The sequence below is a fragment of the Prevotella aurantiaca genome (assembly GCF_015262605.1).
In the GTDB taxonomy this organism is placed as follows: domain Bacteria; phylum Bacteroidota; class Bacteroidia; order Bacteroidales; family Bacteroidaceae; genus Prevotella; species Prevotella aurantiaca.
The window spans coordinates 64,204-79,426 of record NZ_JABZSJ010000002.1; the positions used below are offsets into that span (position 1 = coordinate 64,204).

Annotated in this window: 13 protein-coding genes; 10 read left to right on the forward strand and 3 right to left on the reverse strand. The window is 41.5% G+C overall.

Going from position 1 to position 15,223, the window contains the following annotated elements; genetic code table 11:
* The first annotated feature begins 377 nt into the window (after positions 1 to 377).
* Positions 378 to 866 carry an outer membrane protein gene (locus HXN26_RS01090; RefSeq protein WP_025000556.1) on the forward strand — a complete coding sequence of 163 codons (489 nt, stop codon included), beginning with the start codon at positions 378 to 380 and terminating at the stop codon, positions 864 to 866.
* A 121-nt stretch (positions 867 to 987) separates the two neighbouring features.
* Here the strand turns inward: HXN26_RS01090 and HXN26_RS01095 are convergent, their stop codons facing one another.
* The 3 genes from HXN26_RS01095 to HXN26_RS01105 are packed head-to-tail and all read right to left on the reverse strand — an operon-like array spanning position 988 to position 5,888.
* Positions 988 to 3,111, reverse strand: coding sequence for a S46 family peptidase (locus HXN26_RS01095; protein WP_273158237.1), 2,124 nt, complete (start codon positions 3,109 to 3,111; stop codon positions 988 to 990).
* 39 nt (positions 3,112 to 3,150) lie between these two features.
* Entirely contained in the window at positions 3,151 to 4,644 is a 1,494-nt protein-coding gene (locus tag HXN26_RS01100; protein WP_273158238.1) for an oligosaccharide flippase family protein, read from the reverse strand.
* 17 nt (positions 4,645 to 4,661) lie between these two features.
* Entirely contained in the window at positions 4,662 to 5,888 is a 1,227-nt protein-coding gene (locus tag HXN26_RS01105; protein WP_025000555.1) for a nucleoside recognition domain-containing protein, read from the reverse strand.
* Between the two features lie 633 nt (positions 5,889 to 6,521).
* On the opposite strand from HXN26_RS01105, the gene HXN26_RS01110 reads away from it, so the two are divergent.
* The 9 genes from HXN26_RS01110 to HXN26_RS01150 all read left to right on the forward strand — a co-directional run bounded on the left by HXN26_RS01110 (position 6,522) and on the right by HXN26_RS01150 (position 15,110).
* The gene (locus HXN26_RS01110) at positions 6,522 to 7,733 is read left to right on the forward strand and encodes an SH3 domain-containing protein (protein ID WP_273158239.1); all 1,212 of its coding nucleotides are present in this window, start codon (positions 6,522 to 6,524) and stop codon (positions 7,731 to 7,733) included.
* Positions 7,734 to 7,749: 16 nt separating this feature from the next.
* A complete protein-coding gene (locus HXN26_RS01115) occupies positions 7,750 to 8,157 on the forward strand; it encodes a hypothetical protein (RefSeq protein ID WP_273158240.1) in 408 nt (135 codons plus the stop codon).
* A 5-nt stretch (positions 8,158 to 8,162) separates the two neighbouring features.
* A complete protein-coding gene (locus HXN26_RS01120) occupies positions 8,163 to 9,005 on the forward strand; it encodes an ankyrin repeat domain-containing protein (protein WP_273158241.1) in 843 nt (280 codons plus the stop codon).
* Between the two features lie 60 nt (positions 9,006 to 9,065).
* Positions 9,066 to 9,281 carry a hypothetical protein gene (locus HXN26_RS01125; RefSeq protein WP_036888989.1) on the forward strand — a complete coding sequence of 72 codons (216 nt, stop codon included), beginning with the start codon at positions 9,066 to 9,068 and terminating at the stop codon, positions 9,279 to 9,281.
* Positions 9,282 to 9,284: 3 nt separating this feature from the next.
* Positions 9,285 to 9,815, forward strand: a complete 531-nt coding sequence (locus tag HXN26_RS01130; RefSeq protein WP_273158242.1) for a WG repeat-containing protein — start codon at positions 9,285 to 9,287, stop codon at positions 9,813 to 9,815.
* A 66-nt stretch (positions 9,816 to 9,881) separates the two neighbouring features.
* The gene (locus HXN26_RS01135; protein WP_273158243.1) at positions 9,882 to 10,931 is read left to right on the forward strand and encodes a hypothetical protein; all 1,050 of its coding nucleotides are present in this window, start codon (positions 9,882 to 9,884) and stop codon (positions 10,929 to 10,931) included.
* Between the two features lie 3 nt (positions 10,932 to 10,934).
* Entirely contained in the window at positions 10,935 to 11,465 is a 531-nt protein-coding gene (locus HXN26_RS01140) for a WG repeat-containing protein (RefSeq protein ID WP_273158244.1), read from the forward strand.
* A gap of 492 nt (positions 11,466 to 11,957) precedes the next feature.
* On the forward strand, positions 11,958 to 12,647 hold the full coding sequence (mtgA, locus tag HXN26_RS01145; RefSeq protein ID WP_273158245.1) for a monofunctional biosynthetic peptidoglycan transglycosylase: 690 nt from the start codon (positions 11,958 to 11,960) through the stop codon (positions 12,645 to 12,647).
* Between the two features lie 15 nt (positions 12,648 to 12,662).
* Positions 12,663 to 15,110 carry an ATP-dependent helicase gene (locus tag HXN26_RS01150; protein WP_273158246.1) on the forward strand — a complete coding sequence of 816 codons (2,448 nt, stop codon included), beginning with the start codon at positions 12,663 to 12,665 and terminating at the stop codon, positions 15,108 to 15,110.
* Positions 15,111 to 15,223: the final 113 nt, after the last annotated feature.

A 15,223-nucleotide genomic window follows, 5' to 3' on the forward strand; every position in this document is an offset into this window, starting at 1 on the left:
TAGAAACCTCAACGTTGCAAAATGGAAAATATATGCAAGAGAAAGTGGTGGATTGGTGCGCAAAAACAAACTATATAAATAAGGTATAGCAGTAAAAATGGAGTGAAAGAGGCTTTTTTTTGTGCATTTTGTTCGTCTCTTCTTAATATTTATTCTGTTTTCCTTTGACTCTAAAAGTATTTTATATATATTTGTAGCGTAAAAGTAAACGCTTGTGTTTCAGCACAAGTTAAAAAGCAAAAGTGAAAGACGGGTTAAATGGTTCCGTTACTCTTGTTTTTTTATTCGCATCAGATTGGATTCAGATTCTCTAATAGCTGTTATAGCTTAACGCAGAAATGGATTATTTTTATTAACACTATAACAAAGTAAAAAAGATGAAAAAGTTTTTATTATTAGTATGTGCTGCAGTGATAAGCATGTCTGCTTCGGCACAAGAAGGACAAAAAGCAGTTGGTTTTAGCCTCCTTTATGGTTCGGAAATCGATAACGTTGGTCTTGGCGTAAAGGGCCAATACAACCTCACAGACAACCTTAGAGGCGAAGCAGCGTTTGACTATTACTTGAAGAAAGACGGCTGGTCAATGTGGGATATCAACGCTAACATGCACTATCTCTTCAACGTTGGGAGAAAAGTTACAGTGTATCCACTCGCTGGTTTAGGCTATGTTAATGTGAGCTATGAGGCTGGCGACAAAGACCATGTAGCTGTAAAGAGTTCTAAGGGAAGACTTGGTGTGAACCTTGGAGGTGGTGTTGACTTTGCATTAACTAAGAACATAAGCCTCAACGGTGAGCTTAAGTATCAGTTTATTGACAACTTTAACCAGGTGGTATTTGGTACAGGAATTAACTTTAAGTTCTAAAATGCTTCTTTAAAAGAAGACTTTTAGAAAGCATTCTTATTAAGAACAACCATAATAAAAGGTGTGGCAAGAAAGAATTTCTGCCACACCTTTTATTTTATATAGGTCTTTCGACGTTGCTTTACTTAGCGTTGATTTCCTTAATCAAGCGGTCAGCGTGTCCCCATTTGTCCATCATGAAGAGTACAAAACGAATGTCTACACCGATACAACGCGCAAGATTACGGTCGAAGTTGATGTCTGAACTGAGGCTATCCCAGTTGCCATCGAATGCAAGACCGATGAGTTCGCCCTTTCCATTAAACATTGGTGAACCAGAGTTACCACCAGTTATGTCGTTGTTTGTGAGGAAACAGAGTTGCAATTCGCCTGAGTTCTTATCAGTATACTTACCGAAATCGCCAGAAGAAAGCAGACTCATCATGATTGGTTCAACCTTGTAATCAGCCACTTTGTTCGCTTGTTTGAACTTCTCAACGATGCTTTTAGCTGTTGTAAAGTATCCGCTATTGAAGCTTCCAATCTTGTATCCGCCTACTTGACCATAGCTTAAACGCATCGTAAAGTTAGCATCGCTATAGTGAGGGAGGTCCATTTCCATCTGAAGTTTAGCCTCGGTGAGCTTCTTTTCTTGCGCTCCGATAGCCTCAGATAGTTGCATTGACTTGCTTATAAGCTTCTCAAAAACAGCTTTAAGGTCTCTTCCTAACTCAACAGCTGGGTCCTTCATGAACTTCTTAGTGTCGTTAGGATAGAACTTTGCACCCTTTGTAAGCACCTTACTTGTCTTGTATAACCAATCGGTATACTTGTTGAAGTCGCCTCCAAACTTAGTTTTTACAGTCTTAAAGAATGCTGGTTGATATTCTACAGGAACCATCTTAGCATAGTTTTGTAGCATTGCCGCAGTCACTTCTTTATCTAATGCATAGTGCCACTCGCTGCTATTGTCCTTAAACTCGTAGTATTGAGCCTTCGGTTTAGCCGCTGAACCAGTCAAAGACAACTTGCTATTCAAAGTAAAAGCACGTGTAAAGAACTCTGTTGTACGTCCAAACGACTCTTTCCAGTAGATTAAAGCCTGCGATATAGGACGGTTTTCAGCGTATAGTTGCTCCAGTTTAACGAAGTCAACATCTACTGATGGGTGCTTAGAAGACTGCTGTGCCAACCAGTTTTTGATTCTTCCTTCGTACTCAGCCTTCTGTCTTATAAGACCAATAGAGTCGATACATTTGTTCATACCCATTGAATTCTTCCAGTAGTTAGCCGAGCTTGCATACTTAGACTCGTACTGAATGCGCACGTTTTGTTCTGCATCCATGTACTTCTTCATAATTGCAAGCTTGATGTCGCGGCTCTGTACGCGTGCAGTATTCTCTATATCGCGACGCTGTTGAATACCAAATGAAGAGAGATATCGGTTCGTACTGCCCGGGAAACCGATTGTCATAGCGAAGTCTTTGTCGTTATAACCTTGCAAACTAACCGGTGCGAAGTGCTCAGGGCGGTACGGTACGTTGTCTTTAGAGTAAGCAGCAGGTCCGTTTGTCTTAGGATCGGCGTATATTCTAAATACTGAGAAGTCGCAAGTCTGGCGTGGCCACATCCAGTTATCGGTATCTCCACCGAACTTACCCATGCTTTTTGGCACGGTAAACACAAGGCGTACGTCTGTAAAATCCTGATAAGTAGTTGCGTAAAACTTGTTTCTTTCGTAGAACGGAGCCACTTCTAAGTGCAGAGTCTTATCCTTTTTCTTCACTTCAGCGTTCATAACGTTCTCTATAGAGTCGATAATTTCGCCTTGTCTCTGCAGAGATTTGTTGGCAATCAGCGGTGCAATGCGGTCGGTAATGTCTTCCTGACTACGCATAAACGATACAAATGTACGCTCACATGGCAACTCTTCCACGTAACTCTTGGCATAAAAGCCGTCTCTCATGTAGTCGTGCTCAACTGTAGAGAGCGCATTGATAGCACCAAAGCCACAGTGGTGGTTGGTGAAAACCAAGCCTTCGGGCGATACTACAACGCCTGAGCAGAAGCCAGAGAAGTTCACTACGTAGTTGCTAATCGCATTAGGGCTGTTGTAAAGCATGTCGCATGGCAACTTAAAACCATAATCTACCATCTGCGTATAGATTACATCAGGCAGATTAAAAAGTGTCCACATACCTTCATCCGCTTTAGATGTAGTGTTCAAAGCGAGCAATCCGGCAAGGAGCAATGTTGATTTTTTCATAATTAATTATATAAATAGTAAATTTATTTTATTTGTTTCTTACTTCTTAAAGTGCTTTCCTATAACAGGAAGCTTGCTTAATGGGAAGTCGCGCTTGACGATAATGGCAAGGAAAACACCTATCAATGCTGTGTTAGCAGCAAGAGCAAGCACAATAGGAAGGTATTTATTAGAAGCCGTAATGGCTGCAAACAGCAGCAAAGCTACCACTACATAGAAGAGAATTTCCTTCAATGGATAAGCGATAGGGTAATATTTCTGTCCGAAATAGTAGCTTACCACCATGCTAACAGCATAGGATACGAAGCCCGCCCATGCACAAGCCCAATAGCTAAAGTGCGGTATGAGCAAGATATTCATAACGATTAGCACTGCAGCACCGATGCCTGAGAAGTACGCTCCCCATATTGTGCGGTCTGTAAGCTTATACCAGAAGCTCAAATTAAAGAAGATTCCGAACATTATTTCGGCCGCCATAACAATCGGAACAATCTCTAATCCGTCCCAATAGCTACGTCCTACCAAGTGACGAAGCACGTCCATGTATCCCACAACAGCCAAGAAGGCGAGCAAAGTAAATATGATATAGAACTTCATTGCCTTTGCATACGTGTCCTTATTGTCTCTGTCTTTCGACTTTCCGAACACAAATGGTTCGTAAGCGTAGCGGAACGCCTGTGTAATCATGACCATTATCATGGCTATTTTGATACATGCGCCATAGATTCCGAGCTGAGTTCGTGCCTCTTCCGCAGTACCATCGAAGGCGTAAGGGAATATGATTTGCGAGGCAGACTGGTTCAATTGACCTGCAACACCCATGATAAGGAGTGGGAAAGTATAGCTAAGCATGCGCTTGCACGTCCCCATATCGAAGCTATAACGTATGCCTGACAGTTCTTTCCAAAGCAAAAGCAAGGTTAAAACAGTGCAGAAGGAGTTGATATAGAATACCCATACCACCTCAAGGGTAAAGTTTGCGTCGTATATTCCGAACGGATTGAGCTTTAAAGAAGGCAACACCACCAAGTAGAGCACGTTCAACAAGATGTTGAAAGTGATGTTCAGAATCTTCAAAGTAGCAAATTTTATGGGTCGATGCTTACACCTTAGATAAGCAAAAGGTATAGCAGCGAAGGCATCTATGGCCACCGTGATATACATAATCGTTATATATTCGGGGTGGTCGGCGTATCCCAGCAGATTGGCAATGGGCTGTTTGAAAAGCAAAACCGCCGCCATAAAGAGCAAAGATGTGGCTCCCACCATCTTCAAAGTAGTAGCATAAACCTTATTCGGGTCCTCTCCTTCCTTGCTCATGAAGCGGAAGAAGGTAGTTTCCATACCATACGTAAGGAACACTATAAGCAGTGCTACGTAAGCATACACATTGGTTATGATTCCGTATTCACCTCCGGCAGCATTAAATCTGTCTGTTTGTATGGGCACTAAGAGATAGTTTATGAATCGAGCAGCAATACTACTGAGTCCATAAATAGCCGTATCTTTAGCTAAAGATTTTAAGTTTGCCATTTTGTTTCGTATTTATTTTAGAAGAAAATATAGCATATTCCAATTGCAGCAATCACACCCGCAAGGTCTGCCAGCAGTCCGCAAGCAACGGCATGGCGTGTATATCGTATGCTGACACTACCGAAATAAACTGCCAATATATAGAATGTGGTGTCGGTAGAACCTTGGAAAATGCAGCTCAATCGGCCTACAAACGAGTCGGCACCATAGTTTTTCATGGCTTCAAGCATAAGTCCGCGTGCGCCACTGCCCGACAATGGTTTCATCAAAGCCGTTGGCAGCGCACCCACAAAGTCGGTATTTATATTGCATTGCTCCAACAACCACTGAATGCCACCTATGCAAATATCCATTGCTCCCGACGCTCTGAACACGCCAACAGCCACTAATATAGCCACAAGATAAGGGATAATGCGTACAGCGGTGTTGAAACCTTCCTTTGCTCCTTCGATGAATGCATCGTAAACATTGATTTTTCGGAACATGCCTGCACCGATAAAGACAACTATTATCAGCATCAATATAAGGTTAGAAGCTAACGATGTAACGGTATTCATGGTTGTTTGGTCCATCTGACCAAAGCCCCAAATCACCAATCCTACCGAAGCTATCAAGCCAAAGATAGTGGCAAGCAGCACAGGTTGGAACAAATTGATGCGTTGCCACAGCGATGTGATGATGATACCCGCTAAGGTTGCCACTGTCGTAGCGAGCAAAATAGGAATGAAAACATCGGTTGGCTGCGCCGCTCCATTAGCACTTCGGAACGCAAGAATACTTGTTGGGATAATGGTTAGTCCGCTTGTGTTCAGCACAAGGAACATTATCATTGGGTTGGTTGCCGTGTCTTTCTTTGTATTTAGCTCTTGCATCTGCGCCATTGCCTTTAATCCTGTGGGTGTAGCGGCATTGTCTAACCCCAGCATATTCGATGCAATGTTCATGAAAATCGACCCCATCACTGGGTGATTCTTAGGAATATCGGGGAAAAGCTTGGTAAAAATAGGGCTTAACAGCTTTGCTAACACGTTCACAATGCCTGCCTTTTCGCCTATCTTCATTATGCCGAGCCACAACGCAAGTACTCCCGTTAGTCCGAGCGATACCTCGAATGCCGTCTTCGACGAGTCGAAAGTAGCGTCCACCATCTTCTGAAACAGCGTGGTGTCGCCCATCATTAAGCCTATAATACCGAAGGCAAATGCAATCAAAAAGAATGCTATCCAAATATAATTTAATACCATACGTTTGTTGTCTGTATAGAATTTACATTCCAAATACAAAAGTACGATAATTTACCGACACCTGCAAAATAAGCGGTTAATTATGCTACTGTTTTGCTGTTTTTTTATGTTTTCAAGCTAAAACCTAACCTACTCTGTTGCTTCTTCTTCTTTTCTACACTGCAAAGGGACTTTTGGAAGTGGTGGAAAGAAACTATTTTTTCGCGAAAATACATAAAATCAACAGAGTGTTAAAGCCTTTTAAAGACCACCCTTCAAACTCTTTAAACTTGTTAAATAATCTCCACCGCAAAACCATACCATTTGTTTCACTTTGCAAAAGGGCTTGTTTTGCACGACAAAAGAGCCTGTTTTGCAGTGCAATATAGGCACTTTTACAACGCAAAACAACCCCTATTGCAACGCATTGATAATTAGATGGTTACACAACATCAACGCTTTTACCTTGAATTTACAGTATTTAACACATTCAGCACCTACCTAACCGCTCTTTCAACAGCCATTTTTAAGCTATCAACGGCCATATTTTGCCACACTGCAAGGTGCTCTTTCAAAACTTTTTAGGTTTGTTTTTGCTCAATAAAGTATAATATATTAACTTTGCACATCATAGAAAGTAAATAATTATAGTATATGTACAATAAACATTACGCTTGGCTCATAGCGTGCTTTTTGCTCGTAGGCAACAACGCATATAGCAGTTTTTGTCTAAATAAAAATCTTAAAGAGCTTGCTAACAAGGAGGTTTTGACTGACGACGAAAAGTGGGAAACCGAAACCATTCGGGCTTTTCTAAAGAAGAACGGCTATAAAGAACCATCGCAACAAGCGTTCAACGACAGGTGCTTACACCTATTCGGAGTGAACCTTCCTAAGGTTCCGCAAACGAATTTGCGTTATATTCGTACCATGGATACAGAGTATACGCTGAACGAATTCGGCAGATTTATCTACCCAGATGTAGAAAATTTGTTCTACCAACCAGAGATAGAGAGAGATATAACAAGGGAAGATGCAAAGCGACTTCTTGAAAATAAGGAGGCAGGAATAGGCAGTAAGATTGTCGCATACAACAAAATGATGTTCAACGACGACGCTTCTGCGCTCCCATACTTTAGGAAAGAGCCTGATTTTGCGGTGGAAGTGGTTTTCAGTTTCAACTATGAAGCGAACCAAACGCTTACGAAAAGGGCTATTGAATATGCGCATCTGTCGAACATTATTGCTGATAACACCGAAGCAATATTGTTCTATAACAATAAGAAACGTGGCGTAAGAAAGTACCTTATTGCCCAGATTTACGAACATTGCTCTAAGAATAGAGACGATTTTAAGGACTTCGAGAAAATCGTTCTTACTTATTTTAACGACTTCGAACAGCTGAAATACGATGTAAACGTCAAGGACCAATGTTTAGTTTACCTTATTTCGCTACTGTCAGACTACGACAACAAGAACAAGGCGGCTATCTTAGAACAAGGTGGCAGCAAGGCTTTCCAGCATCTTAGCAACTTCCTTAGCGAGTATCCAGCGTTGGAAAGTCGGCTTAAAGCACAGAATTTCTACAACGATAATAAGCTGAAAGAACTGGTAAAGAACATTGAGGACCAAAACAAAGAGGCTGTAAGCGCCAACAAAAGCAAGGGTTCTAACTACAAAATCTACGACCCTGACGGCTATTGCAACCTGCGCGAGCAAGGCAGTAAGACGGCTCGTGTCATTCAACAAGTGCCTTCTGGCAGCTCTATCCGCGTCTTAGAAACCAATAATAATTGGTGGAAGGTGGTAACAAACAATGGTAAAACGGGTTTCATACACAAGAGTAGAATTGTGAAAAGCAAGTAAATGACAAGGTAGAAAAATGGGATTATATGATAATTATAAGCGTAAGGAGAAGTTAAGAAAGGAAAGACATCTGCACCAAATGACTGTGTTGTGTCCTTCGTTGCTTCGTGTTCCTGAAGACGAACGGTCTGCATTGTTGCGTAAAGCAAGTTTCAACATTTTCTTTTTGTTATCTATTTGCATTGTCCTCATTACCTTTTTCTTCTGCTTAAATGATTTTCTTGTAGACTTTCCGTTTAAGGAAATGCCTCCAGCAGGCACTCCTTCAGAAAGAAAAGCAATACTTTACGATAATATTTTCTTTATAAAACAAATTATCTGCTTGCCTGTTTTGCTTCTTCCTATTATCGTTTTTAGATGGGCTATCAACCGCATTGTGAACAGAAAATACCCGAAAAATCCAAACAACGGCTTTGGGTTCTAAACAGAATGGGACAAAGTTTGTTGAATAAAACAACCAAAAGTGAAAGGCGATACAACTTAAACGATAATTCAAAAACAAAAAGAATAGAAACAATGACTACCACTTTCAGTCAAGTAAAGATATCTATGAACAGATTCAGATTATGGGTTCTGTGTTTCCTCCTGGCTACCTTCGCCATGCCAAACTATGCGCAGCAGGGTGGAAAAAAGCGGGTAGCAACAGGCAAAACTATTCAAACAAAAGATTATTATGCGCTTACTATCAAAGCGATAAAGACGAAGAATCAGGCTGATTTCAATGCAAATATTAAGCATATCAAGAACATCGACTCGTTAATCGTGGTAGATGAAGACCACGCTTATTCTCTTTTGGGCTTCGCATGTCTATATAATAACAAGACAGCAGTGCAGCAACTCATCGCTCGAAAGGCTGATATCGCATGTGCATTCTCCGATAATATGCTTATCTACGACGCACTTTATATGGCCATTATCAACTCCGACATACAGCTGGCGACTCTCTTTTTGTCGTTAGGAGCGAACCCAAACCAGCCTTATAACGAGCATGGTTTATGCCCATTGGCGCTGAGTTGTTCCTTAAACAACGTTCAAATGGCTTCTCTTCTCCTCGAAAAAGGAGCGAAAGCAGATGGTCTTGGCAACCTCGGAGGCGAATATGTGTGGTATCCTTTAATCTCTGCGGTAGAGAATAACAACGTTAATATGGTGCGATTACTTTTGAAATATGGTGCAAAACGAAACGTAAAGGACACTGAAGGTGCTACGCCTATCTCGATAGCACGTAGCAATCGGGCGACGGAAATAATAAAACTATTGGAGAAAAGGTAATGCACAATGATATTAAACGATAGCAACGGAAACATTAAATCTTAACTTACACAATATAGAATGATTAAAAAAGTAATACTCTTTATAGGTGTCAGCACGCTCTTCATAGTACTTTTTGCACAAGTAAATGGTATGAAAGCATCGTCAAAAATAGGACAAGACACTGCTGATGTTGATGATTGGCAACGTAACGGAGCCATAACTCAGGTGCATAAAGGGTGCAACTGCAATATCAATTGGATCAGTAAAGAAGGCGATTTCTATGAATTGAAATAAAATATGAACACATTCAATAAGTTATTCTGCACCTCTTTGCTCGGCTTCGTCCTACTATTGGCAAGCTGTGGCACTACCGACAACAGACTATTTGAGGTGAAAAGGAACGAATTGTATGGCTTTGTGAATGCAAAAGGCGATACAGTTATCAATTGTAAGTACATATTATGCTATACAGCCACCATAGAACGGATAGGGTTTGTAGGTAATAAGAAAGGACAAATTGAGTGTTTCAACAACAAAGGGGAGTTTCTTTTTTATGTGTATAACTTAGATTACGGACTCGATGAAATCCGAGAAGGCTACTTCAGAATAATTGATGAAGATGGTCTTATCGGCTATGCCGACTCGTTAGGCAACGTCGTTATAAAGCCACAATATAAGTATGCTACTTCTTTCGAAGGCGGTAAAGCTGAGGTAACCAACAGGCTTAAGAAGGTTACAGTGGGGTCTGAAAAAGATGGTTATTGCACTTGGGAGTCGCACGATTGGTTCTTTATCACGCCCGATGGTAAGAGAGTAGAGAGCAAATAATGTTCTACAACAACTTGATAATTGCCTACGTAGGTGTGAAAATTACAACTTTAACTATATGGAAATATGAAAAAAGGTATCATTTTACTCTGGGTTAGCACCCTATTTTTGGTTGGTTGCTCTGATGGAAACACCAAGAAAGAGTTATCAAAAACTAAGCCCAACACGACTCGGAATACTATTTCGCAGCAGCTGAAAGCCGATACAATGATGCAAAAAAAATACGATGAAACCACAATTTGGGAATCTATTCATGCTAAATACGCTGCTAAGAAGTACAAATTAGCCGACGAATGGACTATGATAGACTTCTATAATTATGGCGGAGATACCGAAGAAGCAAACGCGCGAGAGGCATTGTGGGATGTGAAAATAAAGCTGGTGGGCGACTCTATCCTTTACTTAAACAACAAGAAAGTAAAGGTCCGCCGCACCAAGGTGGACGCTTCAGAATACAAAGATAAGAGCTATTTCAAATCCTATCTTGCTCCTTTTTTTGGCATTCGTGGCATCAACATCAGCAAATCGGTACCTGTTTTGCAGTTGCTATCGTCGGAAGAAGACATTTATAGCAATGGTCTGAAATACATTTACACAGGCAAATATCTTGTATTAGACTACGGAGGAGTTGGCGTAATCTACAAGTTTATCAGCAAAAACAGCAAGAGTCTGCCCTCGCCCACAGCAAAATTGGAATACACAAGCGACGATATGTTCAAAGATGTAGAAAAGGAAAAGAGCACCAAAAATGCTCAACAATACAACATTCACGAATATAAAGGCAAACTAAAGATGCTTTCTTCCGACAGAATAGAGCCGATGGTAAGCGAAGGTGGTTTCTATTTTGCAAAGCTACCACCTTATAAAAACTTCCCCATCTTTATATGTTACAACTATCACGAGGCCGATATATTCACAATATATACCTTACGTAACAATGCGTTAGACAATCAAAACAGTGTCGAAATAAGCGCAACAGACTCTTATAGCGACGTTACGGAGAGCTTTGCTATATTCACTGATGGCACCATATACGTGAAAACGAACAATGGAAAGAAGAGTAAGATAACCGTAAACCGAATCAGCAAAGAAGGCGACTTCTATGAATTGAAATAAAATATGAACACATTGAATAAGTTATTCTGCATCTCTTTGCTCGGCTTCGCCCTACTATTGACAAGCTGTGGCACTACCGACAACAGACTATTTGCGGTGGAAAGGAACGAAATGTATGGCTTTGTGAATGCAAAAGGCGATACTGTCATCAACTGTAAGTACAACTTATGCTTTACAGACACCATAGAACGAATAGGTTTCGTGGCTAATGAGAAAGGGCAAATCGAGTGTTTCAACAACAAAGGTGAGTTCCTTTTCTATGTATTTAACTACGATAACGGACCCGATTACCCTCAAGAAGGCTACTTCAGAATACTCGATAAAAACGGTCTTTTTGGCTATGCCGACTCGTTAGGTAACGTCGTTATAAAGCCACAATATAGGTTTGCTTATCCTTTCGAAGATGGTAAAGCGAAGGTAACCAACACCGGAAAGAAGGTAAAAGCAGGAGCTGGCGGAGACGACCATTGGACTTGGGCGTCGGACAATTGGTTCTTTATCACTCCGAAAGGAAACAAAACAGCTGATAAATAACTTGTTATAAGCTTATATAAAAGAAAAGATTAAGTGCTGAAAAGTGTCGTTTTAATACACTTTTCAGCACTTTTTTGTTTGATATCATTGGCTACTAATAAAAGCAAAACCATGTTCCAACCTTTTTAATTTCTCGGTTTTCATGAATAGCACTAATTGTTTAAAAATGTAAAAATACAACCCTTGCAAAACGATACCGATACAATGACTTTGCAAAAGTGCCTGTTTTGCACGGTAAAAGTGCCTGTTTTGCGCTGCAATATAGGCGCTTTTGCAATGCAAAACAACCCCTATTGTAAAGCGTTGATAACTAATATGTTACACCGTCTTACCGATATAGCCGTGCGTTTACATCTTTTCACACTTTTCACGCCCTTTCTATCAATTCATTAACACCAAACTATTAGAGTACCAACCATAAGGTTGGGATTTGTATAAAGACCACAAACTTTTTTGTTTAGCAGCTATCTTTTTTGTATCTTTGTGCTTTGTATGATAAAGAAAGTTATTAAATTCACGAAATGGATAGTATCTTTACTGTTTGTTTCCACCATATTAAGCGTGGTGGCCTACCGCTTTATACCCGTTTATTTCACCCCTCTTATGTTTATGCGCTGCTTCGAACAGATTGCAAACGGCGATGAAATAAAGTTGTATCACGATTGGATTCCATTGGAAGAAATGCCTCCTTCAATGCCCGTTGCAGTAATTGCGAGCGAAGACCAGCGCTTTCTCTCACACCACGGATTCGACTATAAGGCGATAGAACAGGCTGCAAAGAGCAACCTGAGCGGCGGAAAGAAACTGCGCGGAGGCTCTACCATATCGCAACAGACAGCTAAAAACGTGTTCTTATGGCAAGGACGGTCGTGGGTTCGCAAGGGTTTAGAAGCTTATTTTACCTTCCTTATCGAATTGTTTTGGAGCAAAGAACGCATCATGGAGGTCTATTTGAACTCGATAGAGATGGGAGATGGCATCTACGGAGTACAGGCTTGTGCAGAGCAAAACTTCGATGTTGATGCTAAAAATCTTACTCGTTCGGACTGCGCTCTCATTGCTGCAACACTGCCCAACCCACGAAAATTCTCATCGAAAACACCGGGACCATACATGCGGAAACGCTTAAAGCAGATAGAAACACAGATGAAACACATTCCCGCATTCCCATTAAAGAAATAGAAAAGAGGACTTCTGATGACTGAATTGCACGACGATAAAGATAAGAAAATTAAGGAACTGCTGTCGCAACTCAACGAAAATCAACGCGAAGCAGTAGAATATTGCAACGGCGCATCGCTTGTTGTAGCTGGCGCAGGGTCGGGAAAGACACGCGTTTTAACCTATAAGATTGCGTATTTAATATTGTATGGCGTGCTGCCCTACCGTATTTTGGCACTTACTTTCACCAATAAAGCTGCTCGAGAGATGAAGAATCGTATCGGCACACTGGTCGATTACGACAAAGCAAACCAGCTTTATATGGGCACATTCCACTCCGTTTTCTCTCGCATTCTTAGGGCGGAGGCGCAGCATATAGGCTATAACAGCAACTTTACCATATACGATGAGAACGACTCACGCTCGCTTTTAAAATCTATCATCAAGACTTTGGGCTTGGACGACAAGAAGTATAAGCCTGCAACAGTGCACAATATTATCTCAATGGCAAAGAATATGCTCATCACGGCAGACGCTTATGCAAACGACAAAGCGGCTTGTGACCGTGATAGAAACGCCAAATTGCCTGCCATTTCGCAGATATATACAGCCTATCAGGCACGTTGTCGTCAAGCAAACGCTATGGATTTCGACGACTTATTGATGAATACGTTCCGCTTATTCAACGATAATGCCGACATCTGTAGGAAGTATTCGGAACGCTTCCAGTACATTCTTGTAGACGAATATCAAGATACGAACTATGCACAGGTGGCCATTGTGAAGCTATTAGCAGCACAACACCAACGTGTTTGCGTCGTGGGCGATGACTATCAGAGTATCTATTCCTTCCGAGGAGCGAATATAGACAACATCCTTGACTACCAAAATAAGTTCGATAATGTACGTGTTTTCAAACTGGAACGCAACTATCGGTCTACTCAAAAGATTGTGGAGGCGGCCAATTCGTTGATGAAACACAACGCCAGACAGATTCCGAAAGATGTTTATTCGGAGGAAAGCGAAGGCACAAAGATAAGCTATCGCCCTTGCTATAGCGATAAAGAAGAAGCCATGGTAGTGGTAAAGGAGATTGCAAAGCTACAGCGTTCGCAATCGTTTGAATATGACAGCTTTGCCATTCTTTATAGAACCAATGCTCAAAGTCGTAGTTTCGAAGATGAATTACGCAAGTCGCTCATTCCTTATAAGATATATGGCGGTCTGTCGTTCTACCAGCGCAAGGAGATAAAAGACATTATAGCGTACTTCCGTTTAGTGGCTAATCCGAACGATGAGGAGGCTTTTAAGCGCATCATTAACTATCCTGTGCGTGGCATTGGTAATACTACGCTGCAGAAAATCATTGACTGTGCGAACACAAACCAGGTGAGTTTGTGGGACGTTGTGGGCAAAGCGCAGTATTATCACTTAGATGTAAACAAGGGAACAATGGTCAAACTATTGGCTTTTGTAGAACTAATCAACGACTTTATCCGCGATTTGGCGATGTCAGATGCCTTCACTCTGGGTTCAAAAATCATAAAAGAGAGTGGCATTTCTACCGATTTGGCGCAGGGAACAGCTCCCGAAGATGTATCAAGACGTGAGAACTTGGAGGAGCTTTTGGCTGGAATACAAGCCTTTGTAGAGGATAGAAGAGAGGAAGGACGCGAAGATGAGACTTTCTTAACCGACTTCTTGCAGGAGGTGGCGCTCTATTCCGACCTTGATAAGAAGGACGATGATAGTCCGAAAGTATCGCTTATGACGATTCATGCAGCCAAAGGACTCGAGTTTCCAGTAGTGTTTGTCGTGGGATTAGAGGAGAATATATTCCCCAATGCAATGGCTGCGAACTCTCGTCGTGAGATTGAAGAAGAGCGACGATTGCTGTATGTCGCCATCACACGGGCAGAACGTTTCTGCTTTCTTACCAATGCGAAGAACCGATACCACTTCGGAACGATGCAATTTAATAATCCGAGCCGCTTCTTAAAGGATATTGATGCAGCCTATTTGGACACGGAAAGCGGTCCTATCTCTTCCTTAGGAGGAAGCAGAATGCCTTGGGACGAACCGCAAAGGGGTGGTCATTGGCAGAACGCAAACCCTGTTGCCAGTCAGTTTAGGGCTGACCCTAAGCCGAAGATTACGGCTTACAAGCAACCCGAACGTGCCGTTGATCCACTGTCGGAACGCACCAAAGAACGCCTGATACGTGAAGGGGGGAACTTCAAAAGGCTATCGGCAGCTATTTCAAATGGCGGCCGTCAATACGCAACACCCACTCCATCGGTAACTTCCAGTACCACAACGGCAAACGGACTCACCGTTGGAGCAACCATAGAACATCAGCGATTCGGTATAGGAGTAGTTGAAGCAATAGAAGGAACTGGCGAAAACGCAAAGGCAACGGTGGCTTTCCGCAACGCAGGAACAAAGCAACTGCTACTGAAATTTGCCAAATTTAAGGTGCTGTAAGTTGGCTTTTCAAATTGCTTTATCGCATTTCTGCTTTTTGATCTAAGTGGTTTTTAAGAACTCAAATAGTGTTGTAAAAAACTATTTTAAGCGTAAAAAGAAGACGAAATAAA